General features: G+C 75.5%; 22 protein-coding genes and 2 pseudogenes. 10 read left to right on the forward strand and 14 right to left on the reverse strand.

The genetic code is table 11. The annotated features are described in order from the left end of the window. Positions 1 to 46 precede the first annotated feature (46 nt). The gene (locus tag P3H78_RS25720) at positions 47 to 664 is read right to left on the reverse strand and encodes an RNA-binding S4 domain-containing protein (RefSeq protein ID WP_276111533.1); all 618 of its coding nucleotides are present in this window, start codon (positions 662 to 664) and stop codon (positions 47 to 49) included. Positions 665 to 902: 238 nt separating this feature from the next. Here P3H78_RS25720 and P3H78_RS25725 point away from each other — a divergent pair, with 238 nt between their 5' ends. Then, positions 903 to 1,682: a uracil-DNA glycosylase gene (locus P3H78_RS25725; RefSeq protein WP_276111534.1), complete on the forward strand. Its 780-nt coding sequence runs from the start codon at positions 903 to 905 to the stop codon at positions 1,680 to 1,682. A gap of 7 nt (positions 1,683 to 1,689) precedes the next feature. Here the strand turns inward: P3H78_RS25725 and P3H78_RS25730 are convergent, their stop codons facing one another. Beyond that, complete coding sequence (locus P3H78_RS25730; RefSeq protein ID WP_276111535.1) at positions 1,690 to 2,160, reverse strand: GNAT family N-acetyltransferase; 471 nt, start codon at positions 2,158 to 2,160, stop codon at positions 1,690 to 1,692. 397 nt (positions 2,161 to 2,557) lie between these two features. Here P3H78_RS25730 and P3H78_RS25735 point away from each other — a divergent pair, with 397 nt between their 5' ends. Further along, positions 2,558 to 3,334, forward strand: a complete 777-nt coding sequence (locus P3H78_RS25735; protein ID WP_276111536.1) for a nucleotidyltransferase domain-containing protein — start codon at positions 2,558 to 2,560, stop codon at positions 3,332 to 3,334. Between the two features lie 7 nt (positions 3,335 to 3,341). Here the strand turns inward: P3H78_RS25735 and P3H78_RS25740 are convergent, their stop codons facing one another. The 5 genes from P3H78_RS25740 to P3H78_RS25760 form a co-directional block, all read right to left on the reverse strand. Then, the gene (locus P3H78_RS25740) at positions 3,342 to 4,601 is read right to left on the reverse strand and encodes a type 2 periplasmic-binding domain-containing protein (protein ID WP_276111537.1); all 1,260 of its coding nucleotides are present in this window, start codon (positions 4,599 to 4,601) and stop codon (positions 3,342 to 3,344) included. After that, positions 4,598 to 5,557, reverse strand: a complete 960-nt coding sequence (locus P3H78_RS25745) for a hypothetical protein (RefSeq protein WP_276111538.1) — start codon at positions 5,555 to 5,557, stop codon at positions 4,598 to 4,600. Before P3H78_RS25745 ends, P3H78_RS25740 begins: the two co-directional genes overlap by 4 nt. After that, the gene (locus tag P3H78_RS25750; protein WP_276111539.1) at positions 5,554 to 7,266 is read right to left on the reverse strand and encodes a VWA domain-containing protein; all 1,713 of its coding nucleotides are present in this window, start codon (positions 7,264 to 7,266) and stop codon (positions 5,554 to 5,556) included. Before P3H78_RS25750 ends, P3H78_RS25745 begins: the two co-directional genes overlap by 4 nt. Positions 7,267 to 7,377: 111 nt before the next feature. Continuing rightward, a complete protein-coding gene (locus P3H78_RS25755; protein ID WP_276111540.1) occupies positions 7,378 to 9,507 on the reverse strand; it encodes a tetratricopeptide repeat protein in 2,130 nt (709 codons plus the stop codon). A 7-nt stretch (positions 9,508 to 9,514) separates the two neighbouring features. Beyond that, positions 9,515 to 11,215 (reverse strand): trypsin-like serine peptidase, encoded by a 1,701-nt coding sequence (locus tag P3H78_RS25760; protein ID WP_276111541.1) that lies wholly within the window; start codon positions 11,213 to 11,215, stop codon positions 9,515 to 9,517. A 422-nt stretch (positions 11,216 to 11,637) separates the two neighbouring features. Between P3H78_RS25760 and P3H78_RS25765 the strand changes: the two are divergent. From P3H78_RS25765 to P3H78_RS33675, 3 genes and pseudogenes are all read left to right on the forward strand, one after another. Continuing rightward, a pseudogene (locus tag P3H78_RS25765) lies at positions 11,638 to 11,893 on the forward strand (FUSC family protein); the annotation flags it as partial. Positions 11,894 to 12,137: 244 nt separating this feature from the next. Next, positions 12,138 to 12,824 carry a DUF899 domain-containing protein gene (locus tag P3H78_RS25770; RefSeq protein ID WP_276111542.1) on the forward strand — a complete coding sequence of 229 codons (687 nt, stop codon included), beginning with the start codon at positions 12,138 to 12,140 and terminating at the stop codon, positions 12,822 to 12,824. A gap of 184 nt (positions 12,825 to 13,008) precedes the next feature. Further along, positions 13,009 to 13,164, forward strand: a pseudogene (locus tag P3H78_RS33675) (DUF8839 family protein); the annotation flags it as partial. Positions 13,165 to 13,358: 194 nt separating this feature from the next. Here P3H78_RS33675 and P3H78_RS25780 read toward each other — a convergent pair. Together P3H78_RS25780 and P3H78_RS25785 are read right to left on the reverse strand one after the other, a co-directional pair. After that, entirely contained in the window at positions 13,359 to 13,817 is a 459-nt protein-coding gene (locus tag P3H78_RS25780; protein WP_276111543.1) for a hypothetical protein, read from the reverse strand. Beyond that, positions 13,808 to 14,434 carry an ATP-binding protein gene (locus P3H78_RS25785; RefSeq protein ID WP_276111544.1) on the reverse strand — a complete coding sequence of 209 codons (627 nt, stop codon included), beginning with the start codon at positions 14,432 to 14,434 and terminating at the stop codon, positions 13,808 to 13,810. Before P3H78_RS25785 ends, P3H78_RS25780 begins: the two co-directional genes overlap by 10 nt. Before the next feature lie 201 nt (positions 14,435 to 14,635). Between P3H78_RS25785 and P3H78_RS25790 the strand changes: the two genes are divergently transcribed. After that, complete coding sequence (locus tag P3H78_RS25790; RefSeq protein ID WP_276111545.1) at positions 14,636 to 15,496, forward strand: Sco1979 family transcriptional regulator; 861 nt, start codon at positions 14,636 to 14,638, stop codon at positions 15,494 to 15,496. Then, on the forward strand, positions 15,497 to 15,772 hold the full coding sequence (locus P3H78_RS25795; protein WP_276111546.1) for a DUF397 domain-containing protein: 276 nt from the start codon (positions 15,497 to 15,499) through the stop codon (positions 15,770 to 15,772). It begins immediately after the preceding gene. 282 nt (positions 15,773 to 16,054) lie between these two features. On the opposite strand, the gene P3H78_RS25800 is transcribed toward P3H78_RS25795, so the two are convergent. Both P3H78_RS25800 and P3H78_RS25805 read right to left on the reverse strand, forming a co-directional pair. Further along, positions 16,055 to 17,542: a glutamate synthase subunit beta gene (locus tag P3H78_RS25800; protein ID WP_276111547.1), complete on the reverse strand. Its 1,488-nt coding sequence runs from the start codon at positions 17,540 to 17,542 to the stop codon at positions 16,055 to 16,057. Positions 17,543 to 18,159: 617 nt separating this feature from the next. Continuing rightward, positions 18,160 to 18,879, reverse strand: coding sequence for a DUF2293 domain-containing protein (locus P3H78_RS25805; protein ID WP_276111548.1), 720 nt, complete (start codon positions 18,877 to 18,879; stop codon positions 18,160 to 18,162). Between the two features lie 91 nt (positions 18,880 to 18,970). On the opposite strand from P3H78_RS25805, the gene P3H78_RS25810 reads away from it, so the two are divergent. Beyond that, positions 18,971 to 19,618, forward strand: coding sequence for a nucleoside/nucleotide kinase family protein (locus P3H78_RS25810; protein WP_276111549.1), 648 nt, complete (start codon positions 18,971 to 18,973; stop codon positions 19,616 to 19,618). Between the two features lie 86 nt (positions 19,619 to 19,704). Here the strand turns inward: P3H78_RS25810 and P3H78_RS25815 are convergent, their stop codons facing one another. Further along, complete coding sequence (locus P3H78_RS25815) at positions 19,705 to 20,832, reverse strand: magnesium and cobalt transport protein CorA (protein WP_276111550.1); 1,128 nt, start codon at positions 20,830 to 20,832, stop codon at positions 19,705 to 19,707. 445 nt (positions 20,833 to 21,277) lie between these two features. Between P3H78_RS25815 and P3H78_RS25820 the strand changes: the two genes are divergently transcribed. Then, the gene (locus tag P3H78_RS25820; RefSeq protein ID WP_276111551.1) at positions 21,278 to 22,165 is read left to right on the forward strand and encodes an MBL fold metallo-hydrolase; all 888 of its coding nucleotides are present in this window, start codon (positions 21,278 to 21,280) and stop codon (positions 22,163 to 22,165) included. Positions 22,166 to 22,199: 34 nt separating this feature from the next. Beyond that, complete coding sequence (locus tag P3H78_RS25825) at positions 22,200 to 22,994, forward strand: methyltransferase domain-containing protein (RefSeq protein ID WP_276111552.1); 795 nt, start codon at positions 22,200 to 22,202, stop codon at positions 22,992 to 22,994. A gap of 57 nt (positions 22,995 to 23,051) precedes the next feature. On the opposite strand, the gene P3H78_RS25830 is transcribed toward P3H78_RS25825, so the two are convergent. Beyond that, the gene (locus tag P3H78_RS25830) at positions 23,052 to 23,999 is read right to left on the reverse strand and encodes a carbohydrate kinase family protein (protein WP_276111553.1); all 948 of its coding nucleotides are present in this window, start codon (positions 23,997 to 23,999) and stop codon (positions 23,052 to 23,054) included. Further along, positions 23,984 to 24,889: a pseudouridine-5'-phosphate glycosidase gene (locus tag P3H78_RS25835; RefSeq protein WP_276111554.1), complete on the reverse strand. Its 906-nt coding sequence runs from the start codon at positions 24,887 to 24,889 to the stop codon at positions 23,984 to 23,986. Before P3H78_RS25835 ends, P3H78_RS25830 begins: the two co-directional genes overlap by 16 nt. Between the last annotated feature and the right edge of the window lie 46 nt (positions 24,890 to 24,935).

A 24,935-nucleotide genomic window follows, 5' to 3' on the forward strand; every position in this document is an offset into this window, starting at 1 on the left:
GCCCGGGACCGCGCCCGCCGGGGCTGGACCCCGGGGCGGCCGGGTCTCACTGCGGTCGGTGCCCGTCGGGGCCGGCGTCCTCGCCGTCCTCGCCGTCCGCGGGGCCGTCGCCGCGCCTGCCGCCCGTGAGGTTCATGCTCCGCAGGCTGCGCAGGCGCTCCATGTCGCGGCGGTCCCGCTTGGTGGGGCGGCCCGCGCCGCGGTCGCGGATGCCGAAGGGGGCGACGGCCTCGCGGGGCGGGGGCGGCGGGGAGTTGTCGACGTAGCACTGGGCGGCGACGGGGGCGCCGACCCGCTTGCGGATCAGCCGCGTGACCACGACGACCCGCTCGCGGCCCTCGTGCCGCAGCCGCACCTCGTCGCCGACGCGCACGCTGTGGGCGGGCTTCACCCGCTCACCGTTCACCCGGACGTGCCCGCCGCGGCAGGCCGTGGCACCGACGGACCGGGTCTTGACCAGGCGCACGGCCCAGATCCAGCTGTCGACCCGCACGCTCTCGCCGCTCCCCGGACCGGCCGCCTCCGCCGCGGCGACGGCAGCGGCGACCTTCGGGTCCACGGGCTGCGCGGCGGGCGCTGCGGCGGACGGCGAGCCGCCGGGGGAGCCCTCCTCCGTCCCTGCGGGGTTCGGTGGCGTCCTGTCCGTGTCGTTCTCCCGAGCCATGCCGTCGAGCCTAGCCGCCCCTGCCCTCGGCGCCGGACGATTTTCCCGCCCGGCCGACGGCCGGCGGCCGACGTCCATCGGCCACTGGCCACCCGGCTGTTCGCCCATGTCCCCCGGGCCACCCGGCGGCGCCGGGCCACCCGGACGTTCGCCCGCCCCCGGGCCGGGCCGGTCCTGCGTCCGGCCCCGGGCCGACGGCCGGGCCGCTCGGCCGTGCGGTGGGGCCTACCGTGAAGGCATGGACCGGAGCAGCCTCGCCGCGCTCGACCGGCGGATCGCGCGGTGCCGGGCCTGCCCGCGCCTGGTCGCCTGGCGCGAGGAGGTCGCCCGCACCAGGCGGCCCGCGTTCGCCGACTGGACGTACTGGGGCCGCCCGGTGCCCGGCTTCGGCCCGCCGGACGCCCGGCTGCTGATCGTCGGGCTCGCGCCGGCCGCGCACGGCGGCAACCGCACCGGCCGCATGTTCACCGGCGACCGTTCCGGCGATGTGCTGTACCGGGCGCTGTACGACGTGGGACTCGCCTCGCAGCCGGACTCGGTCGCCCGGGACGACGGACTGGAGCTGCACGGAGTGCGGGTGACCTCTCCCGTGCACTGCGCGCCCCCGGCCAACAGGCCCACCCCCGCGGAACGGGACGCCTGCCGGCCCTGGTTCGAGCGGGAACTGGTGCTGCTGCGGCCGTCCCTGCGGGCCGTGGTCGTCCTCGGGGCGTTCGGCTGGCAGGCCGCGCTGCCCGCGTTCGCGGCGGCGGGATGGAGGGTGCCCCGCCCCCGGCCCGCCTTCGCCCACGGTGCCCGGGTCCGCCTGGCCGGGCCGGACCCCGCCGGACGGCCCGTCGACGACCCGGGCTCCGCCGGTCCGGACTCCGTCGGCCCGGACGCAGCGGGGCTGGACCTCTTCGGCTGTTTCCACGTCAGCCAGCGCAACACCTTCACCGGCCGGCTCACCCCCGCCATGCTCCGGGAGGTCCTGAGCGCGGCCGCGGCCGCCGCCGGACTGCCCGCGGCGCCGGGCTGACGGGCGATCAGGGCTCCCACACGTACCGGACGTCCGGCTCCCGCTCCTCGTTCCCGGAGCCGTCGGTGCGCTCGACGGCGACGAAGCCGTGCCGCTCGTAGAAACGGTGGGCGGGCGTGTTGACCTGGAAGGTCCACAGGGTCAGCCGGTGTGGGCTGCGCTCCTGGGCGAGGCGGACGAACCGGTCGCCGAGACCCCGTCCGCGCCAGTGCGGGTCCAGGTAGAGCTGGGAGAGCAGGGTGCCGTCGAGCACCATGACGCCCACGATCCCGTCCCCTTCGGCGGCCTCGGCGATCCAGGTCTCCCGGGCCGGTACGACCACGTCGCGGAAGTAGGCGCGGACCGCGTCGTCCGAGTGCGGCCGGACCACCGTGGGCAGCGCGGCGGCGAAGGACCGCAGCCAGACGTCGGCGGCCGCGCGGGCGTCCGGGGCCCCGGCCCGCCGCAGCACGACCCGGGCCTCCGCGTCCGGCGTCATACGGCCACCGCCCGCGAGGCGATGCGCCGGGGCCTTGCGGGGTGGCCGGGGAGGGCGGAGGGGGTGGAGAGGGGCGGGGCTGGACGCAACGGGGCTCCTCGGGCGGGCCGGTACCGGTGCCGGCGGCTGCCTGGATCATCGGCGATGGGGGTGCTCCGGCGCACCCCTGTTTGCGGCCGGCCCCTGGGCCCGAGGGGCCGCGAGGAGGCGAGGAGGCCGGGGACCACGGATCGACGGGCCCGGGCGGCAGGGGGGGCCGATTTCCGTGGCGGTACCGGCGGTGCGGGCATAGGCTCCCTGCGCCGCGCAGCCGATCTCCGGAGCCCCCGTGCCACCGTCCCCCGATTCCACCGATTCCCCCGACTCTCCGGGTTCCCTCGGTCCCCCGGACTCCCTCGTGCCTCTCGATCCCTCCGACCGGGACTTCCTCGACGCCGTCGCCGACCGGCTCGCCGGGCTGCCCGGGGTGCGGGCCGTCGCCCTGGGCGGTTCCCGGGCCGAGGGGACGCACCGGCCCGACAGCGACTGGGACCTCGCCGTCTACTACCGCGGGCACTTCGACCCCGAGGACCTGCGCGCCGTCGGCTGGCCCGGAGAGGTCTCCGAGGTCGGCGGCTGGGGCGGCGGCGTCTTCAACGGCGGGGCCTGGCTGACCGTGGACGGGCGCCGCGTCGACGTGCACTACCGGGATCTCGACGTCGTCGAGCACGAGCTGGCGGAGGCGGAGGCGGGACGCTTCCGGGTGGAGCCGCTGCTGTTCCACCTCGCCGGGATCCCCAGCTACCTGGTGGTCGCGGAGCAGGCCCTGAACCGGGTGCTGCGCGGGGAGCTGCCCCGGCCGGCCGGTTACCCGCCGGAGCTGCGCCGCACCGCCCGTGACCGCTGGTACGGCACGGCGCGCGCGACCCTGGAGTACGCCGAGGCCTACCACGCCCCCGGGGGGCGGCTCACCGAGGTCGCCGGGGCCGTCGCCACCGCCGCGATGCAGGCCGGGCACGCGGTGCTCGCGGCGCGGGGCGAGTGGGTGACCAACGAGAAGCGGCTGCTGGACCGCGCGGGCCTGCGGGAGGTCGACGGCGTCGTCGCCGCGCTGCCCCCGTCGGCCTCCGCGGACGACCTGGTACGAGCCGTCCGCGCCGCCGGAGCGCTCCTCGCGGCGCGGATGCCCTCCTGATGCACCGTCAGGTGGCGGCGCAGAGCCGGTCCGCGCCGACCGGTGATTTCCCGGCCGGCCCCAGCTTCCTCTGGAGCAGGTCGAGTTCGGCGAGGAGCGTCGGCAGGTCCGCCCCCTTCTGCCCGACGTAGGTGAGGACCGCCCGGTAGAAGGCGGCGGACATGTCCGGCGCCATCGCGTCGGCGGCGCCGAAGCACAGGGTGTAGCCGGAATGCGGCCGGAGCAGGTCGGCGATCCGCTGCTGCACGCCCCCGTTGCGGTACCGGGTCACCTCGGCGTTGGCGGAGAAGGCGTAGCCGCCCGGCTGGTCCACCCAGGACTGCTGGGCCCGGCGGCCGGCGAGATAGGTGGCGAGGGCGTCGGCGTTCGGGTTGCCGGTGGTGAACTTGCCGACGAAGTCCGCCGAGACCTCGAGACGCCGCCGGGTGGACGATGGCACGAAATCGTAGGCGCCGTCCTGCACGTCGGCGGGGCCGAAGCCCATCGCGGACAGCGCGCCGTGCGCGAGCGAGCACTGCGGGGGCCGGGTGGTCATGCCCCGGGCGGCCTCGCCGAACCCCTTGGTGGACGCGCCCTGCGCACCGGTGCCGACCAGGCCCCACCAGTCCCGCCACGCCGACTCCGCCCTCGTCCACGGCACGCGGCCCGACAGCCACCGCCGGTAGGGGCCGTCGCCGTCGGCGTTCTGGAGCACGAGGTCGGCGATCCAGTCGGCGCCCGGCCAGCCCGAGGTCGGCCCGGACTCCAGGCCGAGGCACCACAGGCCGGGCCGTCCCGCGGCGAACGACGCCACCGCGGCCGGGTCGCGCGGCCGGCCGGGCAGCGAGGCCCGGAACCAGACGAGGCTCTTGACGTCCACCTTCACCGGCAGCGCGTACACCGTCGTGCCGCCGTTCGTGGTCAGCCCCTGGAAGGGCTGCAGGAAACCGCCGACGGCCGCGCGCAGCGGCTTGAGTCCCTTGTCGCGGTCGGCGTACGTGGAGATCGCGCCGACACTCGGCAGGATCGCGAGGTCGGGCGGCGCGCCCGCCCCGACCGCCGCGTCCAGCTGCTGCGTCAACGCCCGGGTGACCTGCACGTTCACATGGACGCCGGTGTCCTTCTCGAAGGACTTGACCACCGTGTGGAAGGCCGCGAACTCGTCGCCGGACCACGGCACCATGATCGTGACGCTGTCGTCGCGGCGATCACCGCCGCAGGCGCACGCGGTCAGCAGCAGCACCGCCGCGGCGAGGAGGCGGACGAGGCGGGAGAGGGGCGCCCTCACGGCCGGGGGAACCTGTACTCGGCGAGCCGGGGCCGGTAGGCCTGCCAGGTGAGGACGCCGGACGCCGTGAGGAGGAGCAGCGCCACCGCGGTGGTCGCGGGCGCCGCGAAGGGGGTGCGGCTCATCGGGTGCTCCGCGGCGTGCCGGCACAGCACGGCGGTGGTGGCGCCCACGGCGGCGGTGGCCAGCAGCGCACCGGGCAGGAAGGGGCCGACACGGCGCCGGAAGTGACGGGCGACCACCCGGGCCGAGGCCGCCACGCACAGGAGCATCACGAACGCCGGCCCGACCAGCAGGGCCCAGACGTGGGCCGGGTCCAGCCAGTTGGAGTTCTGCTGCCGGAGCAGGGCGGCGCGCTGCTGGTCCTGCAGATCGGCCAGCGACGTCATCAGCCCGCCGGTGTACGGGATCGCGGTGCCCGTCTCCCGGTCGCTCTGGCGGGCGGCCGTCAGTGCCAACCGGGCGGCGTCCAGACCCGCGGGGCCACTGCGGTCGTAGTCGCGGACGGCGGTGTCGGCGAGCTGCACGGACGTCGTCAACTGGCCCTGCACGAACTGGATCTGCATGAGGCCCTGCTGTCCTTCCGCGTTGCCCTGGGCGGCCGAGGTGACGAGGGAGTTCACCCGGGCGGTGGCGTTGGCGAACTCCTTCCCGGTGCCGATCAGGGCGACCTCCCCGGTGTCGGCGGCGTTCTCGAGCGCGGTGTTGGCCTGCGCGGCCTCGGCGCGGGCGTCGCCGAGGTCGTGCACGGCGGCCTCGGTGCGCTTCGCCGCGGCGATCTGCCGCCCGGCCTGCGCCGACACCAGCAGGTACAGCAGGGCGGTGGCCAGCACCATCGCCAGGACCCCGGCCCGCAGCCGGCGCAGCACGGTGGTGGCGTGCGCCGACCGCATCCGCCGGACCCGCCGCACCAGCCGGTCCCGCACCGTCCTCGGGGCCGCGCCGTCCCCGCTCACGACGCGTCCCGCGGTGTCGGCCCCGCCGGGCGACCGCCCCCGGGCACCGCGTCCCGCGGCGCAATGGGGTCGGACGGGCCGTCCTGCGGGGGAGCGGCGCCGGACGGTCCGCCCGGCGGGGGAGCGTCCTGCGACGGCTGGGCGGCGGGGCCGCCGGGCGGGGGAGTGGCGTCGGCGGAGCCGGCGGGCGGCCGGGCGTCGGCCGGCGGCCACGTGTCCGGGGCGGCGTCCTGCGGCGGGCCGCCGGGGCCGGGCTCCTCCGGCCGCGCCCCGGAATCCGGCGCGTCGCCGAAGCGGTGGCCGCACTGCTCGCAGAACCGGGCCGTCGCCACCGCCGCCGTCGTGCCGCAGCGCGGGCAGGAGACCGCCAGGGAGCCGTCACCGGGCGGCAGCGGGAACACGTCGGCCGGTGACGCCGCCGTCCGGGTCGACTCCAGGCCGAGCCGCTGCATCTGCCCGCGGGACACGTCACGGCGCACCCTCGGCCGCCCGTCGGGCCCGGTCACCGCCACCGCCCGCAGCAGCCGCAGCCGGGCCGCGTCCCCCAGCTCCTCGGCGAGTCCGATCGCGAGGCGCAACTCCCGGTCGGCCCGCTCCGTATCGCCCCGCTGCCGTGCGTCCGCGCAGGCCCGCATCGCCATGCCGAGCTCCCGCTCGTTCTCCACCCGGGTGAGGTTCGCCGACCGCGGGATGCCGAACGCGGGCAGGGCGCGGCGCCGCACCACCATCGGCACCGTGTCCGAGCACGGCGCCCGCCGCCCGTCCGCGCCCTCCGCCTGCACGGTGAGACGCGCCGCACGCAGGTTCTCGTCGACGGTCAGGGACGCCGGGTCGAACCGCAGCGACACCTGGTACTGCCGGGCCTCGTCCGGAGACCACGAGCCCAGCGGGACATGGATCTCGTCGTCCCGGTGCTGGCGCGCCGTCAGCTCCGCCTCCACGGGCCGCGTCTGGCGCAGGAAGTCCAGCCGGAACCGGCCGTTGAGCCGCAGGCCCAGATACACCCGGGCCACGGCGATGCGCTGCGCCTGCCGCATCAGCCGAGTGAAGTCGCCGGTGAGGTCGGAGACCGTGACCACCGCCTCGGCGCCGCCGTGCAACGCCTCGGTGATCCGCAGCAGTTCCGCGTAGTTCCAGTCGTCGCCGAGGCCGCGCGCGTCGCACACGAACCGGTCGGTGCACGCCTCCAGGACGGCGCCGAGCTCCTCGGGCGCCTCGTGCTCGTCCTTGCCGTCCGTGTAGAGCACCGCGTGCCGGACGGTGCCGGGGCCGGCCGCCGACGCGAACAGGCGCCCGGCGCACGCCAGCCACTGCCCGATCGCCGTGCCGCCCTCGGCGATCTGGCCCGCCACCAGGGCCTTGGCCGTGTCCCGCGCGGCGGCGTCGACCCGGGCGAGTCCGCCCTCGGGCGGGAACACCACCTCGGCCCGGTGGTTGCCCGCGACGATCCCGAGGAGTGTGCCGTCGCGCAGGGTGTCGACGGCCGCGCACACCGCCCGCTTCGCCTCGTCCAGCTTGCCCCGCCCGGCCATGGACAGCGACCGGTCCATGATGAGGATCTCGGCGGCCTCCGCCTGCACGGCCGGCCCGCCCGCCGGGCGGGCGCGGATCGTGACGAGGGCGTCCGCGCGCGTCTCGTCGTGAGCCAGATCGGCGGGCGCGTCCACGTCCACGGCGAAACCCAGGCCCACGGGCGATCCGTCCCCCACCAGCACCACCCTGACCGCTTCGCTGCGTGTCCCCGCGCGTCCTCGCGCCGGCCCCGTGCCCGGTGCGCCCCGCGCCTCCACCCGTACGGCGCGCATCCGCTGTGTGACGTATCAGGAGCCTAGCGTGCCGGGTGCGCGCCGGAAACGGGATCGACCGAGTCCGGTACGACGCCGTGACCATCCCCGCGTCAGCGGCGGACGCAGCCGGTTCGCCAGATCGACGAGGGCGACGTACCCGGCGGCGGTGGGGGCGTGCGCGCGCAGCGCCCGCACCGCCTCCGACAGCCGCAGCCGGTCCCGGTCGTGCAGGAACTCCGCACAGGCGATCTCGGCGCGCAGCCCGGCGGCCGCCGCGTCGTCGACGTCGAGCCCGGCCGCCGCGGCCCGCGCCCGCTCCAGGTCCTCCGGCGTGGGAGGAGTGCACCCCGGCCCGGTGAGCGCCGTGACGAGCAGCCGCACCGCGGCGACCCGCGCCTGCTGCTCGTGGCGGAACTCCCCGGCCAGCCGCTCGGCCGTGGCGACCGCCTCCGCGCGCCGCCCGGCGAGCAGATCCACCCGGGCCAGGCCGAAGGCCGCCGCGCCGAGCGCGGGCGTGGTGGCGAAGACGGTGCGGTAGTGGGACCGGGCGACCTCCAGGTCGTCCGGCCCGCCGTGGTACTCGGCGCACAGGCCGAGCGCGAGCTGCGGCACCAGTTCCCCCGGCAGGGACCGCCGCACCTCGGCGACATGCCCCGACGCCGTCCGGGCGTCCCCGCGCCCCAGCGCCACCAGCCCCGCGTACCAGCGGTGCAGCCAGTGCCAGTCGGGCAGGCCCGCCCGGGCGAGCGCCCGGTCGGCCGCCGCCGCGTCCCGGCGGCGCAGCGCGAGCCGGCTCTCGGCCAGCGCGGCACCCACCCCGGCGGGGACCGGGTCGTCCGGGTCGGACAGCGGCGCGGGCAGCGCGGCCGCGATGTCCCCCGGCTCCGGCACACCGAACGGCGCGGGCATCGACAGCTCCGCCCCGCCGGTCACCTCCGCACGGATCCAGTGGCCGAGCGGGCGGGCCGCTCCGAGACCACCGTCGAGCGGTTCCGTCATCGACCCGAACAGCGCCGACGCCCGCGTCACCTGACGGTACGTCGGCGGCGCGGCCACGATCTGCCGGACGACGCCGCTGAGCTGCTCCCCGAACTGCCGGGCCGTGACGAACCGCCGCCGCGGCACCGCGGGATCCGTCGCACGCTCCAGCAGCAGCATCAGCGAGTCCACCCCGGGCGCCGCCCGGTCGCCGCCGTGCCGGCGGCACACCTCGCGCAGTGTCATCCCCAGGCCGAACAGGTCGAATCCGGGAGTGGGCCGGGCATGCTCCGGGTCGCCCTCCGGCGGCGCGTAGCCCCGGGTGTACGCGACGACCGGGCCGGTGTCGCGGTCCCGCGAGCGCACCGCGCCGAAATCGATGAGCCGCACCCGGTCCAGCGGCCCCGCCGGCCCCTCCTCCGGGTACCGGATGATGTTCAGCGGCTTGACGTCGCAGTGCAGCAGTCCCCGCGCGTGCAGGTAGTCGAGGGCCTGGAGGACGCGGATGCCGTGCGCCAGCAGGGTCTCCAGCCGGTCCCCGTCCCGCGCCGACAGCGGGGCGCCCGGCACGTACTCCAGGACCAGGTGCGGCCCCTCCGGCTCGTAGCCGAGGATGCGGACGATGCTGTCGTGCCGCAGTCCCACCAGCGCGTTCCGCTCGTTCAGCGCGGTCGCGGCCACCGAACGGTTCAGGGCCTTGAGGACCACGTGCGTGTCGAGGTTCGGGTCGTGCGCCAGGTACGCCGCCCCGTAGGCCCCCGAGCCGAGGACGCGCCGGACGGCGTAGCGTCCCGCGATGGTCAGGCCGTCCGGCTGCGTGAAGTCGAAACGGGTGCCGCAGTGCGTGCAGAACCCGGCGGCCCGGCCGGGCACGCCGTCGTGCCCGCGGCCCACCGGCCGCCCGCACGCCGGGTTCGGGCAGAACCGGTGGTCCTCCGCGACCGGCTCGCCGGGGTGGAACGCCCGGTCCGGCGCCTCCGGGACGTCACCGGAGTCGACCAGGTCCAGCCCGTACCAGGGATCGGGACGCACCGGCGCCACACCCGTGCCGGCACCCGGCGCCGGCACCGCCGGGCGGCCGACGTCCCCCGGCCGGTCCGGCGGCAGCGGCTCCCGGTCGCACTCCGCGCAGAAGCCGCTGCCGTCGATGTCGCCGCGGCCGCAGTCGGGGCGGTTGCACCTCACCAACGCCTCACCCTTCGTCGATCCGCCGGTTCACCTCGTCGACGTAGTCCGCGACCAGCACCCGGGCGGCGGCCAGATCGACCGGCGCCCTCTGCAGGGCGCGGGCCGCGGGCGCGTGCAGCTCGCCCAGCGCACGGTCCTCGTCGCCGAAGTACCGTGCCGCGCGCACCCGGTGCAGCTCCAGACTGGTGCCGAGGTCCTCGTGGGCGGCGATCATGCGCCGCAGCACCCGCTCGTGGTGCCCGACCGCGGCGAGCGCCCGCAGTGCCTCCTCGCGCACGGCGGCCAGTTCCGGGTTCGGCTCCGTGCGCCGGGCCACGGCCAGCCGGACCCGCAGCCGGGGCGCCGTCGCGTGCGGCAGCCGCGGCGCACCGAAGTACTGCCACCCCTGCCGCTCCTGCAGACGCGCCGCTGCCTCCTCCGCGGCCGCGAGCCGGGCGACCGCCGCCTGCGTGTCCGCGGACGACACCGGGCCCGGTGTGACGCCGTGCAGCGGCTCGGGGTCCAGGGACACGTCGTAGGGGAGGTCCGCGGGCGGCCGGTCCACGAACCCGAGGACGAGACGCAGACCGCGTGATGCGGCCCGGGCGGCCAGGGGCGCCAGCAGCTCCCGCACCAGCGCGTCCGGGTCCGCGGCCCGGTCCACGCCGCCCACCACCAGGCAGGCCGGCGGCCGGCGGCGCAGCAACTGCCGCCCCACGTCCCGCACCGGGCCGCCGGGCAGCCCGAACCGGCCCACCAGATAGTCGCGGACCTCCTCCACGGACCGGCCCCGGGCGTCGTAGGCCGCGTCGATGGAGCCGAGACCGAGGACCGTGTCCCCGGGCGCCCCCGCGAAGTCGTCGTCGCCCGCCGTCGCGCGGACCGCCGGGTCGGCCGTGCGCACCAGCCGCACCAGCCACGACGACCCCACCCCGGTCGTGCCGCCCGTGCCGACGACGACGGTGCCCGCCCAGCCGCCGAGCAGCAGCCGCGTCAGCTCCTGCGTCAGCGCCAGCCGCAGCGGACTGCCCAGCACGTTCCCCGGCACCTCCGGCCCGCGCGGCCCGAGTTCGTCGTAGCGGTCGCCGCCGGTGAACTCCCCGATCCGCGGCAGGTACGTCAACGCCGTCTCCGTCGGCAGCATCCAGGCCGCCCGCGCGTCCCCGCTGACGTACTTGGCCACCACCACCCCGATGACCCGCCCGTCGAACTCGCCGCCCCGCGCCACCACCCCCGCACCCGAATACCCCTGCTCCACCCAGGGGTCGCCCGCCCGCAGCCGCTTCAGCAGCACCCGCTCGCCCCGGCGCCCACCGGAACCGGCGAGTTCCGCGTCCGTCCAGATGCCGTACGGCTCACCCTGCGGGAAGCCGTACACCCGGACCCGGCCCCCGGCGATCGGCACCTTCCACAACGTGGTGCGCAGACCGCACGGAGCCGGCTCCTCCAGTTCGAGCAGCGCCACGTCACCGCGCTGCGCGTCGGCGTCGTACACCCACGAGCCCGGCGCCACCCGCGCCGGCAGCCGCCACTCCGGACGGCACGCCACACTGCTGACCCGCACCCTCCCGGCCGCGCCGCCGGGCGCCGCCCCCGCGGCCCGCACGACATGCGCGCACGTCAGGACGTGCCGGTCGTCCAGCAGCACCCCCGCACCGCGAGGACTGCCGGCCTCGTCGTCCACCCTCACCCGCCACGGTTCATCACTGTGGTGATGCAGCGCCATGTCCCCACGGTAGGACAACGCCCGCCCCACGGAGCCACGTTGACGACACGGGATGCCCTCCGGCGCACCCGCTCCCCGCCCCCCCCCGCGAGTCGGACCGTCGGTTCCGGGTGCTCCGCCGCCCCTGCCCGGGCCGCCCACGGCGGGGTCCTCCCGCGACCCCGGCCGATCGTCACACGCCGGAAACCCGCCCGTCCTGCGCCTTCCACGTACGGCACCTCCCGCCGGCGGCACAGCGCACCGCCCGGCCACCGGCGCCCGAAGGCACACCCCGCCGTCGACCGACGCCAGGAGCTCCGTGATCCGCCGCACCACCCTCCGCACCACCCTTCGCCACACACCCGGCCCCGCGGGCTCCCGCCCCGCGCCCGGCCCTCCCACCCCTTCCCACCCGCCGCGTCCCCGCCGCACCGCTCCTCCGCCTCCCCGCCGCCGAACTCCCCGTCCTGGCCCGCCACACCGAGGGCACGGACGACGTGGCCCGCACCCTCGAACACCTCGTCGGCACCGCCGCCACCTGCGCCGTGCACCTCGACGACACGGGCCGGCTCACCCCCCGGCACACCGCGCCTCACCGAACTCCTGCGCGAACTGGAGCGCGGGCGCATCCGAACCGGTCTGCGCGGGCCCCGCACGCCCCCGGCCCCGCCGCACCCCGGGACCGTCCGCACCGCCTGACCGCACCGCCCCTCCACGTCCGTTCGGGAAGAGGGGAGTTGGGGCCGTGCACCGCCCGTCCCGGCCCCCCGGGGAGGTGCCAAAACCTGTTCGCGGCCGGGTGCATCCTGGACCGCGTCGCCTCCGGAAGGGACACAGGGGACGACTCGCGGACGCGGAAGCGCAAAAACTCCCGGCGCCGCGATGAGTTCCCGGCACCCCGCCGGTCACCACACCGGACGGACCGTCGCACAGGAGGGACCCCATGGCGCTTCCGGACATCGTCCCGCGCGAGCAGTGGCGCGCGGCACGGGAGGAGTTGCTGCTCAAGGAGAAGGCGGCCACGCGCGCGCGGGACGCGCTCAACGCAGAGCGGCGCAGACTGCCCATGGTCGAGATCGACACCGAATACGTCTTCGAGGGCGGCGACGGCAAAGCCGTACTCCTGGACCTCTTCGCCGGCCGCGACCAACTCGTCGTCCACCACTTCATGTTCGCCCCCGAATGGGACGCCGGCTGCCGCAGCTGCTCCGCCTTCCTCGACCAGATCGGGCACCTCGCGCACCTGCACGCCCGCGGCACCTCGTTCGCAGCGGTCTCCCGGGCGCCGTACCCGAAACTGCTGCCCTTCAAGGCACGCATGGGCTGGACGGTGCCCTGGTACTCCTCCTGCGGCAGCGACTTCAACCGCGACTTCGGCGCCACGCTGGAACGCGACGGGGAACTCGTCGAACGGCCCGGCCTCAGCTGCTTCCTGAGGGAGCGCGACCGGGTCTTCCACACCTACTCGGCCTACGAGCGCGGCCTCGACGGACTCGGCTCCACCACCAGCCTGCTGGACCTCACCGCGCTGGGCCGGCAGGAGGAGTGGGAGGAGCCCCGCGGACGCGCCTCGGCCCTCGGCGCACCCGCGGGCAGCGACCGCGTCCGCTACCACGACGAGTACGAGTAGGCCGCGGCGGTGGCGCGTGCGCGGGCCGGGACGGAGGGTGCACGAGCGGCCCCGCCCCCGCGGTCCCCGCCCGCGGTCGATGCGGAACCCGTGTCGACTGCGTCTCATTACCGTCACGCCCCGAGCCGTTCACCCCGTCCCGAGCGTTTGACTCAACGAGTACAGCGCTACACGGAGGTGCAGGGTGGACGGGCGAACGGTGATCGAGCGCTTTCCCGCGGGAGGCCCCCGCGGATCCTGGCCGGCGGAGGAGTTCGCCCACGCACGACGGCTGGAGGGCCTGCCCGCCGAGGTCGTGATGGACCTCGCCTCGGACACGTTCCTGGTGATCGTTCGGGGCGCCACGGACGACGCCGCGCGCGCCGACGGCACGGCGGACACCGCGGGCGCCGCGGACCCCGCAGGCACCGCGGTCGCTCCGGTACGGGTCGTGGTGCGACCCGCGTGAGGTGAACCGCCCTCCGTGACGGGCAGCCGTCGCCGTCCGGCGGGCCCGCCGGACGGAACGGCCGGTCAGGCACCGCGGACGCTTCGTCAGGCGCTGATCGGGCGCGTCCAGGACGGGGCCGTCCCCGTCACCCGGCACACGGTGAGATACAGCGGGATCGGCGGCGTGTACGGCACCGTGCCGTCCGGCCGGTGGATGAGCACCGGGGGCCGGGACACGTCGGGATGCAGCGTGCCGGGCGCGTAGCGGACCGGGGCCGGCCAGTGCAGGGCGTAGTCGGAGTCGGACGGGACGACCCACCACCAGTGCGCCGCATCCGCGTAGACGCAGCCCGAACGCGGCAGCCGGGGCAGCACCAGCGGCCCGAGCCGCGCAGGCACGGCCACCGCGTCGCAGCCCAGCGGCGTCGTCATGCCCTCGGGAAGCACCAGCCGCCGCAGCGCCCCCGGCGGCCCGGACCGACCCGGCCCGCGCAGCGCCCGCCCGAGGCGCACCAGGGTGTCCAGGCCGAGCACCTGCCCACCCGAGCCGCCGCTCACCCCCATGCGGCCCCCGCTCCACGGCGTGCCTGCGGCTCGTCGCCGCTCCCGTCCTCCGGCCCACGGGCCGGGCCCTGCTTCGGCCGGGCGCCCCACCCCAGGTCGCCGCGCGGCGCGCAGCCTACGCCCGGTGCGTCCGCCGTGCGCTGCAGCTCCGCCCAGACCAGCAGACCCGGCCCGTGTGCCCGCGTCCCCCACGCCCGGCACAGCGCGTCGACGAGAAGCAGTCCCCTCCCCTGCTCCTCCTCCGGCCTGTGCGGGGCCCGGTGGGGCTCACCCGGTGCGCACCCCTCGTCGCGCACCGCTATCCGTATCCCGTCCTCGCCGTCGCGCAGCTCGCAGACGACGCGGCTGCTCGCGGTGTGCACGATCGCGTTGGTGACCAGCTCGGACACGACCAGCGCCGCGGAGTCGCAGGTGTCCTCGCCCACCGACCAGCGGCTCAGCCGGGCGCGGGCCAGGCGCCTGGCCCGGGCGGGGGACGCCGGATGTGCGGCCACCTCGAAGTGGAACCTGCGTTCGGCGGCGGCCCCGGAGGGGTCCGCTCCCGTGATGGCGCCGGGACCGGAACGGTCCGCGACGGCGTCTGCTCCTAAGGGCGGGGACGGAATCACGCTTGCCACTATCGCCCCGCCGCGAGCACTTGGCAAGCATCACTCTGAAAAATGCAGACTGCTGTGCGACTTGGTGAAGCGGCGTGGCACACTGCTCGCAACAGCAGGTTGAGCGGCGCCAGTTGGGATCGCCGAGGCCCCGCCCGGGTCCTCGAACGGGTCTTCGCATGGCGCCGCAGGGCTGTCAGGATTCCTGGTGAGGGGGTGATGATGAGCGAACCTCGGTCCGCGCCGACCGTCGGGCAGGTCGTACTCGGCAGGCGCCTGATGGACCTCCGTGAGCGCGCCGGCCTCAAACGCGAGGAGGCCGCCCGCGTCCTCCACGTCGCCCCCGCCACCGTCCGCCGCATGGAGACGGCAGAGGTCGCCCTCAAAATCCCGTACGTCCAAATACTGCTGAAGGCGTACGGCGTCTGCGACGAGGAGGCCGACGCCTTCGTCCAGCTCACCGAGGACGCCAACCGGCCCGGCTGGTGGCAGCGCTTCCACGACATCCTCCCCGGCTGGTTCTCCCTGTACGTCAGCCTGGAGGGCGCGGCCGTACTCATCCGCTGCTACGAACCGCACTTCGTCCCCGGCCTCCTGCAGACCGAGGACTACGCACGCGGAGTCCTCGAATCCGGCGCCGTCGGACACATCCACCCCGACGACACCGAACGCCACGTCGCACTCCGCATGCAGCGCCAGTCACTGCTCACCCGCCCCGACGCGCCCCGCTTCTGGGTCGTGCTGGACGAAACCGCACTGCGCCGCCCCGTCGGCGGCCCGGAGGTGATGCGTGCTCAGATCGACTCATTGCTCGAGGCCACGAAGCTGCCCAACGTGACCCTGCAGATAGCCCCTTTCTCGTCCGGGCCGCACCCCGGCACGTACGGGCCCTTCGTGCTGTTCCGATTCGCCATGCCCGAACTCCCGGACATGGTCTACAGCGAGTACCTGACCGGCGCCGTCTACCTCGACGCGCGCCACGAGGTGGCCACCCACCTCGAGGTCATGGACCGCATGGCGGCGCAGGCCGCTACGGCACAACGCACGAAGGAGATCCTCCGGGATCTCCGCAAGGAGCTGTGAATGGATCGCATGACGTCCCCCTCCGCACCGCGGAACCGCGGCGAGCGGATCTACAACGGCATGCCCGCCCGCGACCTCGGCAGCGAGGGCTGGCACAAACCGTGGAGCGGCGGCAACGGCGGCAACTGCCTGGAGGCGATGAAACTGGCCGACGGCCGCATAGCCGTACGCCAGTCCACCGACCCGGACGGCCCCGCCCTCATCTACACCTCCGACGAGATGACCGCCTTCATCCGCGGCGCCAAGGCCGGAGAGGCCGACTTCCTGCTGACCTGAGCCGAGCCGCACGACGCGCCTGGCCCGTCCGACCGGCCTGTCCGGCCTGGCCGAGTCGGTCGACCTGTCCGACCTGACCGAGACGGCCGACCCGGCTGACGCACCCGAGCCGGTTCGGCGGGGCCGGACCGGGTCCCGGTCGCCGGGGAGCACGGGTGCCGGGCCGACGGGGCCCGCCGGGACCGCCGGAGGCCCGTGCCGGGAGAGCGAGCCGGGACCGCCGGAACCCCGGACCGGAAAGCGAGCCGGGGAGCAGCCCCGTCGACGGGGCGCCCGGCGCCGCTACACCGTCATCGGCCGGTCGTACGGCCCTATCGGCGCCGGCAACTGCGAACTCCCCGTCAGATGACGGTCCACCGCCGCCGCCACCGCACGGCCCTCCGCGATCGCCCACACGATCAGCGACTGACCGCGCGCCGCGTCCCCGGCCGCGAACACCCCCGGCACGTTCGTCGCGAAACCCGCGTCCCTCGCGATCGTCCCCCGCGGCGTCAACGCCACCCCCAGCTGGTCGACGAGCCCGTCCGTCCGGTCGGGCCCGGAGAAGCCCAGCGCCAGCAGCACCAGATCCGCCGGCACTGACCGCCCCGTACCGGGCACCGGCTGCCGGGCCGCATCCACCTCGACCAGATGCAGCGACCGCACATGACCGTCCGCATCGCCCTCGAAACGCAGCGTCGACGCCGCGAACAGCCGCGCGTCCGCATCCGCGGCCGGCGCCGTCCGCAGATCCCGCGCCTCCTCGTGCGCCGCCGACAGCCGGTAGATCTTCGGATACGTCGGCCAGGGCTCCGCATCCTCGTCCCGCGCGGCCTCCGGCTGCGCGTAGATGTCCAACTGGGTCACCGACGCGGCACGCTCCCGCACGGCCGTACCCAGACAGTCGGCACCGGTGTCCCCGCCGCCGACGATGACGACATGACGGTCCACCGCGGACAGCGGATTGCTCTCCAGATCCCCCTCACGCACCCGGTTGGCCAGCGGCAGATACACCATCGCCTGGTGAATGCCGGCCAACTCCCGCCCCGGCACCTCCAGTTCCCGCCACGCCGTCGCCCCCGTGGCGATCACCACCGCGTCGTAGCGCGTCCGCAGCTCCGCCGCCCCGACGTCCCGCCCGACCACCGTCGACGTACGGAACTTCGTCCCCTCGGCCCGCATCTGCTCCAGCCGCCGCTCCAGATGACGCTTCTCCATCTTGAACTCGGGAATCCCGTACCGCATCAGCCCGCCGAGCCGGTCGTCCCGCTCGTACACCGCGACCGTGTGCCCCGCCCGGGTCAGCTGCTGCGCCGCCGCGAGCCCCGTCGGACCCGACCCGATCACCGCGACCGTCCGCCCCGACAACCGCTCCGGCGGCCGCGGCGGCACGAACCCCTCCTCCCACGCCCGGTCGCCGATCGCGCACTCCACGTTCTTGATCGTGACCGCCGGCTGGTTGATCGCGAGCACACAGCCCGCCTCGCACGGCGCCGGACACAACCGGCCGGTGAACTCGGGGAAGTTGTTCGTCGCGTGCAACCGGTCGCTCGCCGCCCGCCAGTCCTCCCGGGACACCAGGTCGTTCCACTCCGGGATCAGGTTCCCCAGCGGACAGGCGTCGTGACAGAAGGGGACGCCGCAGTCCATGCAGCGGTCGGCCTGCGCACTGATGATCGGCAACAGGGCGCCCGGCACATAGACCTCGTCCCAGTCCCGGGCCCGTTCCTCCACGGGCCTGCGGGGCCACTCCCGGCGGGGCGTGGTCATGAAACCCTTGGGATCGGCCATGGCCGTCTCCCTTGCGAACGCGGACGGCGCGCCGTGCGACATCGGGCGGCACTCTTCCGGCCACGATACGTCCCACCGACCCGGCACGCAGGGCCTGCGACGGCACCTTCGCAGGGGATCGGCGAGGGGATCAGAAGGGGGTCGGCGGAGGACGGCCGCCCGGCCGCCCGGTTCTCCGGCCGGAGCGCCTCGTCCGTCCTCGCCGCCGGCCCGACGGCCCGGTTCCTCCCCGGTCGGGTGCTCGGCTCCGGTGCGTCTGTGGTGGGTCTGACGGGTCCGGTTCGTCCCCGGTCGGGTGCTCGGCTCCGGTGCGTCTGTGGTGGGTCTGACGGGTCCGGTTCGTCCCCGGTCGGGTGCTCGGCTCCGGTGCGTCTGCGGTGGGTCCGACGGTCCGGTTCGTCCCCGGTCGGGTGCTCGGCTCCGGTGCGTCTGTGGTGGGTCTGACGGGTCCGGTTCGTCCCCGGTCGGGTGCTTGGCTCCCGGTGCGTCTGCGACCGAGTGCTCGGCTCCGGTGTGTCCGCGGCCGGGTGCCCGGGTCCCGGTGCGTCAGCGGTTCGGCTCCGCTCCGGGTGGGGCCCCCTCCCCCCTACCCCCACCCACCGCCCCACCCCGCCCCGTCACGTGTCCGGTCGTGCCGGGTCCTCGCCGTCGTCGGCCCTGGTCTCCCGCCACGTCCGCAGCACGCCCTCCACTCCCGGCGCGATCCGCCGCCGCGCCTCGTACCGCACGACGCCGTCCATGAGGAGCCGGTCGTACGCCGTGTCCAGATGCCGTACGGAGGCCACGACCGCCGAGATCACCGCACCCTCGGACAGGGCGCGCCCGGCCGCGCTGCGCCCGACCCGGCCGCTTCCCCGGAGGGAGGCGTGCCCGGCGATGTCCCGGGCCCGCTCCTCGGGGCAGCCCGGGAACAGCCTCCGGATCTCCCCGGTGAACGCCTCCGCGAACCGGACGTCCTCCGCGTCCCGCCGCCGGGCGTCCCGGGCCCGCCGGCGGCGTCGGGCTTCCGCGTCCGCCAGGCACCGGGCCTCGGCCCGCGCGAGCGCCGCCTCCTCGACGAGCACGCCCTGCCGCTCGTACCGGCCCCGGCGCCGGTTGAAGCGCACCACCACCGCCGACAGCACGCTCTCCTCCCGGGACCGGCGGGTCAGCGCGGTGTCGCCGCGCGGCAGGAACACCAGGTGGCCCAGGTCGGCGCAGTCCAGGCACCGCGGCACGCCCTCCTCCAGGACCAGCAGCGGCAGTGGCCCCCGACGGCACGCGGCGCAGTGCTTGCGCCGGACCGGCTGGACGACGAGAAGTCCCCCACGGGCGAGGGTGATTGCCGGAGCTGCCATGGCTCCTTCATTCCCCGTCCACGGTCCGGGGCACCCCGGGGCCGGTGGCCCTGCCTCCCTGTCTTCGGCGAGGCGGCGGCCCCGCGGCATCATGGGCCCTGTGCGATTCGAAGCGATCACCTGGGAACGGCTCGGGGACCTCCTCGCCGAGCGCCTGCTCGACCTGGCGCCGGGCGACGGCGGGACCCGGCCGCGCGTCGCCGTCGACGGTGCGCCCGCCGCCCGTCCAGGTGAGCTCGCCGTGCGTGTCCGGGACGCCCTGCGCACCCGCGGCCGCCCCGCGCTCGTCGTGAGCACCGAGGACTTCCTCCGCCCCGCCTCCCTCCGCTTCGAGTACGGCCACCAGGACGTCGACGCCTACTACGACGGCTGGTTCGACACCGGCGCCCTGTGGCGGGAGGTCTTCGGCCCCCTCGAACAGGGCGGTGACGGCCGTGTCCTGCCCGACCTGTGGGACCCGGTCGCCGACCGTGCCACCCGCAGCCCCTACGTCCACCTCCCGCCCGGGGGAGTGCTGTTGCTGCACGGCCCCCTCCTTCTGCGTCACTGGTTCCCCTTCGATCTGACCGTGCACGTCTCCCTGTCCGAGGGCGCCCTGCGCCGGCGCACTCGGGAGACCGAGCACTGGATGCTGCCCGCCTTCGAGCGCTACGCCGCGGAGACGGACCCCGCCGGCACGGCCGACGTCCTCGTCCGCGCCGACGACCCCCGCCATCCCGCCTGGAGCGGCGGGCGCTGACGCCGCCGCACCCGGCCGGCGGCCCGGTGCGGTGTCCCGCCCGGCGGTGGTCCCCGCTCCCGCGCGGACTCGCCGCCATCGGCCCCTCAGAGCCAGCCGTTGCGCCGGAAGCCGCGGTACAGGACCAGGCAGGCGACCGAGATCACGCCGATGACCAGCGGATACCCGAACCGCCAGTGCAGCTCCGGCATGTTGTCGAAGTTCATGCCGTAGACCCCGCACACCATGGTCGGGACGGCGATCACCGCGGCCCACGCCGTGATCTTCCGCATGTCCTCGTTCTGCGCGACGGTCACCTGTGCGAGGTGCGCCTGCAGGATCGAGTTCAACAGTTCGTCGAAGGAGGCGATCTGGTCCTTGGCCCGCATCAGATGGTCGAGGACGTCCCGGAAGTAGGCCTGTATCTCGGGGTCGACCACGCGGATCGAACGGGTGGCGAGGTCCTCCACCGGGCGGCCCAGCGGCACCACCGCCCGCTTCAGCTCCAGCAGTTCGCGCTTGAGCTGGTAGATCCGGCCCGGGTCGACGCGTGCGCCGTTCTCCGCGAAGACCTCCGTCTCGACGAGGTCGATGTCTGCCTGGACGGAGTCGGTGACGCTCAGGTAGTCGTCCACCACGTGGTCCGCGATCGCGTGCAGCACCGCGGCCGGCCCCTTGGCGAGCTGCTGCGGATCGGACTCCAGCTCCTCGCGCAGCGGGCCGAGCGAGCCGTGCCGCCCGTGCCGGACGGTGATGACGAAGTCCCGGCCGACGAAGACCATGATCTCGCCGGTGTTCACCACTTCACTGGTCGCGGTGAGCTGCTCGTGCTCCACGTAGCAGACCGACTTGAAGACGGTGAACAGCGTGTCCCCGTACCGCTCCAGCTTGGGGCGCTGGTGGGCCTCGATCGCGTCCTCGACCGCGAGCGGGTGCAGGTCGAACAGCTCGGCGATGTCCGCGAACTCCTCGTCCGTCGGCTCGTGCAGCCCGAGCCACACGAATCCGTCCCCGGCCTTGCGGACCCGCGCCACCGCGTCCACGAGATCGCCGGCGTCGGCCACCCGGACGCCGTCCCGGTACGTCACGCACTTCACCACCGAGGAGCCCAGGGGCGATCGGGCGGGATGACTCAGGTCGACCCGGAGGCGTCGCCGGGCGAGCCGTGCCACCTTGCGGAGGCCACCGACCCTGTCGAGGCCCGTCACCTTCCGCAGATTCCCTGCCATGGACATGTGGATCTCCTTGCGTGGATCTCCTCGCGCCGCGCTGGTTGCGCCTTGGCGCGCCAGTCTGCCAGCCCCGCGTGAGCGCCGGGTAAGCCTGTGGAAACCGGGAGTTCCACTTCGACCGCACCTGTGGACGACGGCCGCCGGCCGGCGGACGGCCGGCGGGGGAGCGACGAAAGCCGCAGGCAGAGGGGCCGTCGGGAGCCCGAATCGGGTTTGCGAGGACGGGCGGGTGCCCGTGCGCGGCGCGGACGACCGCGGACCGGGGACCGCGACGCGCCGGGGCCAGGTGTGCCATACCCCACGGCGTCTCCCGGAGCGGTGCGTGTGGCGCGAAGAGCAGCACGGGACCGCGATGACAAGATCCGAGTGCCCTTCCCCCGGGGGGCCGCTCCGGGTTACCCCTGAGGTGGGCGCCCGATCGGCGGGCGCACGGTGAAAGGAACCGATCATGGGTGAGGAGCGTTTACCGGACGGCTGGTTGGTCGACGAGCGCTGCACCAACTGCGACGTCGCCCGTCAGCTGGCCCCCGGGCTGATCGGCGAGGCCGACGGCCGCTCGGTCGTGCTGCGCGATCCGCAGAGCGCGGATGAGGAACGGCAGATGCAGGCCGCCGCCCACGCCTGCCCCAGCCGGTCGATCCGCCCGCCGAGCGGGCGGCTGGACGCGGCCCGGGACCCCTTCCCGCTGGCCCTGGACGACAGCGTGCTCCTGTGCGGTCACAACTCCCCGCGCACCGCGGGCGCGAATTCCTACCTCCTGCGCCGCCCCGACGGCACCGCGATGATGGTGGACACGCCGCGCTGGAGCACCCCGCTCGCCGCGCGCTACGGGAGGCTCGGCACCGTCACCGATGTCCTGCTCACCCATCGCGACCATGCGGCGCACGGCCGCCGCTGGGCCGACTCCTTCGGCGCCCGGCTGTGGATCCACGAGGGCGACCTCGACGCCGCCCCGGACGCCGACCGCGTGCTCCGCGGCACCGGGCCGGCACCGATCGCCGACGGCGTGACCGCCTTCCCCCTGCCCGGGCACACCAGGGGCAGCGTGGTCTACCAGGCCGACGAGCGGTACTGCTTCAGCGGCGACAGCTTCTACTGGTCCCGCACGACGGGTGACGTCGAGGTGGCGGACAGTGTCACCTGGTACTCCATCGAGGAGCTGGCCGCTTCCCTGGCCCGCACCGTCGGCCGGCTGCGCTTCGAGTGGCTGCTGCCGGGGCACGGCGACCGTCGGCGCCTCCCGTCCGACGACATGGCACGCCGCCTGCGACGCCTGACCGAACGCACCCGGACCCTCGCCCCCCGCCCGGTCGATTTCACCGCGGTGCGCTGGTGACCCCCCCTCCCGGGCCGGCTGCGATGATCCCGGTATGACAGACGGCGACGGGTATCTCCTCGACAACCGGCAGACCGAGGCGGGCGAGCGCTTCGACGCCTTTGCCGACCTCTTCGACCCCACGACCTTCCGGCACCTCGACTCCCTCGGCGCCGGTCCCGGCCTGCGGGTCTGGGAGGTCGGCGCGGGCGGCACCTCCGTGGTGTCCTGGCTGGCCGACCGGGTCGGCCCGACGGGCAGGGTCGTCGCCACCGACATCGACACCTCCTGGGCCGCCGGGGCCGAGCGGCCGCAGGTGGAGGTCCGGGTCCACGACGTGGCCGCGGACGAGCCGCCGGGGGAGGGCTTCGACCTCGTGCACGCCCGGCTCGTCCTCGTGCACGTCCCGGACCGGGAACGCGCGCTGCGGTCGATGATCAGCTCGCTGAGGCCCGGTGGGCGCCTGCTGATCGAGGACGCCGACCCGGGCCTGCAGCCCCTGCTCTGCCCCGACGAGCACGGACCCGCCGAGGAGCTGGCCAACCGGCTGCGGCACGGGTTCCGCCACCTCCTCGCCGAGCACGGCGCCGACCTGCAGTACGGGCGCCGGCTGCCGCGTCTTCTGCGCGAGGCCGGGCTGCAGCGGGTGGAGGCCGACGCGTACTTCCCGGTCGCGTCCCCCGCCTGCACCGCTCTGGAGGCCGCGACGGTCCGTCAGATCCGCGACCGGCTCGTCACGGCGGGGCTCGCCACGGACGAGGAGATCGACCGGCATCTGGCCCACGTGGCCTCGGGGACCATGGACCTGGCCACGGCGCCCATGATCTCCGCCTGGGGGCACAAGGCGTGACGACGGGGGTGGGGGCGGTCTCGGACGACCGCACCCACCCCCACCCGTACCGCTCCCCTACACGGCCGGCGGCGGCCTGCCGCCGGTCCGGGCCACCGCCAGCGCACCCGCTGCGCACCCGGCGGCCGCCGCGGCCTCCGGCCCCGCACCGGCCAGCAGCGCCGCGAGGAACGCCCCCGTGAAGGCGTCCCCGGCGCCGGTGGTGTCGCGGGCGGCGACGGGCACCGCCGGGACCCGCCCGCGGACGGTCCCCGAGCGGGCCACCACGGCTCCGTCGGCTCCCATCGTGACGACCACCAGCTCCACGCGCCGGCTCAGCTCGCCGGCCGCCTTCACGGGATCGGCAGCCCCGGCCAGCAGACACGCCTCGTCACGGCTGGGCAGCAGCACGTCCACCTGCCCGGCGAGCGCCATGAACCGCTCCACGCCCAGCTCCGCGAGGAAACCGGCCGACGCCGGATCCAGGCTCACCGGCACGCCCCGTGCACGCGCCGCCGATACGAGGACCGTGACCAGCTCCCGGCTCTCCTCGGAGAACAGCAGATAGCCCGACAGGTGCAGCCGGGCGACCCCGTCGAGGAGGCCGTCCGACCAGTCCCCGATGCCGAGCCGCAGTGACGCCCCGCTGTCCGTGAGGAACGTCCGCTCCGCCGCGGCCCCCGCGTCGACCAGGCAGATCACCGTCCCCGTCGGCGTGTCCGCGTCCACGACGAGCCGGGGACGCACCCCCGACGCGATCAGCTCCCGCTCGTGCCAGGCGGCCGAGTCCGCGCCCACGCGTCCCAGCAGCCGTACGTCCGGGCATCCCCGGTGAGCCGCCCAGCAGGCCACGTTGGCCCCCGCGCCGCCGGGCACGGTACGGATCACGGCCGCCGTGTCGGTGCCGGTCGCACGTGGCCCCCGGAAACGCGCCACCACGTCGGTGACCACGTCCCCGACGACGAGCAGGGCGCCGGCGGCCGCCTGCCCCGTCCGCCGCCGCGGCGTGGTCAACTCCGCGCCCACGCCGCGGCGACCCGCCCCGCAAGCCGCACGTTGCCGCGCACGGCGGCCAGGTTGGCGTGCAGCGAGGCGCCGTCCGTGTGCCGCACCAAATAGTCGAGCAGGAACGGCGTGACCGCCTGCCCCGTCACCCGCTCGTCCTCGCACGCGCGCAGTGCCTCGGCCAGCACCCGCGCGTGCAGCTCCGGATCGAGCTGCTCCTCCGCTGCGACCGGATGCGCGACGACCAGGGCCGACTCCGGCATCCCGAGGGTGTCCTGCGCCCGCATCACCGCGGCCACCTCGTCCGGCGTACGCAGCGTCCAGTCCACCGGGTGCCCCGAGTCCGAGAGGTAGAAGCCGGGGAAGCGGTCCGTGCCGTACCCGGCGACCGCGACACCGAGCGTCTCCAGCCGCTGCAGGGTCGCCGGCACGTCCAGGATCGACTTCACCCCGGCGCACACCACGGTGATCCGGGTGCGCGCCAGCAGTCCCAGGTCGGCGGACTCGTCCTGGGTCGCCGTCCACTCCCGGTGCACCCCGCCGAGCCCGCCCGTCGCGAACACCCGGATGCCCGCGCGGGCCGCCAGCAGTGCCGTCGCGGACACCGTGGTGGCCCCGCTCGCCCCCGAGGCGACGGCGAGCGGAAGGTCGCGGTGCCCCAGCTTGCGGATCCCGTCCTCGTTCGCGACCCGCTCCAGCCGGTCCTCGTCCAGGCCGACGTGCGGCCGCCCGTCCAGCACGGCGATCGTCGCCGGGACGGCCCCCTCCTGCCGTACGGCCTCCTCCAGTTCCCGCGCCACCTGCAGATTGCGTGGGCGCGGCAGCCCATGGGCGATGATCGTGGACTCCAGGGCCACCACCGGACGGCGCGCGTCGAGCGCCTCTCCGACCTCCGCCGACACCACCAGCACGAGCCTGCCTCCCGTCTGTCGGTCCTCCCTCATCTCTGGCGGCCCG

Source organism: Streptomyces tropicalis, from assembly GCF_029269835.1.
GTDB classification, from domain to species: Bacteria; Actinomycetota; Actinomycetes; order Streptomycetales; family Streptomycetaceae; genus Streptomyces; species Streptomyces tropicalis.

What these genes read in the sequence shown, in the direction of transcription:
- P3H78_RS25795 (WP_276111546.1), top strand. Translation starts at nt 15,497, where the DNA reads ATGGATCGCATGACGTCCCCCTCCGCACCGCGGAACCGCGGCGAGCGG.
- P3H78_RS25805 (WP_276111548.1), bottom strand. Translation starts at nt 18,879, where the DNA reads ATGGCAGCTCCGGCAATCACCCTCGCCCGTGGGGGACTTCTCGTCGTC.
- P3H78_RS25730 (WP_276111535.1), bottom strand. Translation starts at nt 2,160, where the DNA reads ATGACGCCGGACGCGGAGGCCCGGGTCGTGCTGCGGCGGGCCGGGGCC.
- P3H78_RS25825 (WP_276111552.1), top strand. Translation starts at nt 22,200, where the DNA reads ATGACAGACGGCGACGGGTATCTCCTCGACAACCGGCAGACCGAGGCG.
- P3H78_RS25780 (WP_276111543.1), bottom strand. Translation starts at nt 13,817, where the DNA reads ATGGGGGTGAGCGGCGGCTCGGGTGGGCAGGTGCTCGGCCTGGACACC.
- P3H78_RS25800 (WP_276111547.1), bottom strand. Translation starts at nt 17,542, where the DNA reads ATGGCCGATCCCAAGGGTTTCATGACCACGCCCCGCCGGGAGTGGCCC.
- P3H78_RS25760 (WP_276111541.1), bottom strand. Translation starts at nt 11,215, where the DNA reads ATGGCGCTGCATCACCACAGTGATGAACCGTGGCGGGTGAGGGTGGAC.
- P3H78_RS25720 (WP_276111533.1), bottom strand. Translation starts at nt 664, where the DNA reads ATGGCTCGGGAGAACGACACGGACAGGACGCCACCGAACCCCGCAGGG.
- P3H78_RS25815 (WP_276111550.1), bottom strand. Translation starts at nt 20,832, where the DNA reads ATGTCCATGGCAGGGAATCTGCGGAAGGTGACGGGCCTCGACAGGGTC.
- P3H78_RS25790 (WP_276111545.1), top strand. Translation starts at nt 14,636, where the DNA reads ATGAGCGAACCTCGGTCCGCGCCGACCGTCGGGCAGGTCGTACTCGGC.
- P3H78_RS25810 (WP_276111549.1), top strand. Translation starts at nt 18,971, where the DNA reads ATGGGCCCTGTGCGATTCGAAGCGATCACCTGGGAACGGCTCGGGGAC.
- P3H78_RS25770 (WP_276111542.1), top strand. Translation starts at nt 12,138, where the DNA reads ATGGCGCTTCCGGACATCGTCCCGCGCGAGCAGTGGCGCGCGGCACGG.
- P3H78_RS25820 (WP_276111551.1), top strand. Translation starts at nt 21,278, where the DNA reads ATGGGTGAGGAGCGTTTACCGGACGGCTGGTTGGTCGACGAGCGCTGC.
- P3H78_RS25725 (WP_276111534.1), top strand. Translation starts at nt 903, where the DNA reads ATGGACCGGAGCAGCCTCGCCGCGCTCGACCGGCGGATCGCGCGGTGC.